This window comes from Rhodococcus cerastii (assembly GCF_033042195.1).
Lineage (GTDB): Bacteria > Actinomycetota > Actinomycetes > Mycobacteriales > Mycobacteriaceae > Rhodococcoides.
The window spans coordinates 1-1474 of sequence record NZ_JAWLKF010000035.1; the positions used below are offsets into that span (position 1 = coordinate 1).

The following is a 1474-nucleotide window of genomic DNA, read 5'->3' on the forward strand; positions in this document are numbered from 1 at the left end:
GGGTAAGTCCCGTGGGGTGGTGGACATTCGGTGAGGCGGCGTAGCCGCAGCTCGGGCGTGTCGTACCCGTGTTGTGGGTGGGCCATCGCGTAGTGATGAACGAGTTACCTCTCACAGTGACTCGACCAAAGGACCACGCGATGACCCACGACCATTCTGCCCTGATCACCCAGCTCGATGCACTCAAGGGTGCAGACCCGGCGTCGGTGTTCGCCGAGCTGATCCGCGCCGGCCTGCAGGCGCTGATCGACGCCGAAGCGACCGAGGTCCTCGGTGCCGGCCGCTACGAGCGGACGGCCGAGCGCACGAACTACCGGAACGGCACCCGCTCGAAGACGGTGTCGACGACCAGCGGAGACGTCGAGATCCAGATCCCGAAGCTGCGCACAGGGTCGTTCTTCCCCAGCCTGCTCGAGCGTCGCCGACGCATCGATCAGGCGTTGTACGCGGTGATCATGGAGGCCTACGTGCACGGAGTGTCGACCCGCAACGTCGACGACCTCGTCGCAGCGTTGGGTGTTGACTCGGGCGTCTCGAAGTCGACTGTGTCGAGAATTTGCCAAGGGCTCGATACGGAGATCGCGCGGTTTCGTGAGCGAACGTTGACCCACACCACGTTTCCGTACGTCTTCCTCGACGCGACGTATTGCAAGGTGCGGATCGGGGCGCATGTGGTCTCGCATGCGCTCGTCGTCGCGACCGGGGTGTCGATCGACGGCACCCGTGAAGTGTTGGGCACCGCGGTCGGGGACAGTGAGTCGTTCGATTTCTGGCGGGAGTTCCTGATCGGGCTCAAGGCGCGGGGGCTGTCGGGGGTGCATCTGGTGATCTCCGATGCGCATGCCGGTTTGAAAGCTGCTGTGGCGCAGCAGTTCACCGGGGCGTCGTGGCAGCGTTGCCGGGTGCATTTCATGCGGAACGTCACTTCCGCGGTGTCGTCGAAGCAGGTGCCTCCGGTGATGGCGGCGATCAAGACGATCTTCGCGCACACCGAGCCGGATGCTGTTGCAGCGCAGTGGGATCAGGTCGCGCAGACGCTCGCCGGGTCGTTTCCGAAGGTGTCGGCGATGATGGACGGTGCGAAGGAAGATGTGCTCGCGTTCCGTGCGTTCCCGAAGTCGCATTGGCAGAAAATCTGGTCGAACAATCCGATCGAACGACTCAACAAGGAGATCAAACGCCGCGCCGATGTCGTGGAGATCTTCCCCAACCCGGCGGCGTTCCTGCGCCTGGCGACCGCGGTGGTGATCGAAGCGCACGACGAGTGGCAAGTGACCCGCCGCTACGTCTCCGACGTGTCGATGGACGAGCTGAGGGTCGTCATCGCCAGGAAGGAACGCGCTGCAGTATCAACCGACACGACCGCTGAGTCGTTGACACCTCAGCTCGAAAGCGCCTAACATACAACACAACTCGTTGATCATGAACCGGATGGTTCACCGATCCGAATTACACCACCCCATGGGGCACTATC

The 1474-nt window shown here is 63.0% G+C and carries 1 protein-coding gene; it reads left to right on the plus strand.

Going from position 1 to position 1474, the window contains the following annotated elements:
- The first annotated feature begins 140 nt into the window (after positions 1-140).
- Positions 141-1400 carry an IS256 family transposase gene (locus R3P93_RS24470; RefSeq protein WP_068052702.1) on the plus strand — a complete coding sequence of 420 codons (1260 nt, stop codon included), beginning with the start codon at positions 141-143 and terminating at the stop codon, positions 1398-1400.
- Positions 1401-1474: the final 74 nt, after the last annotated feature.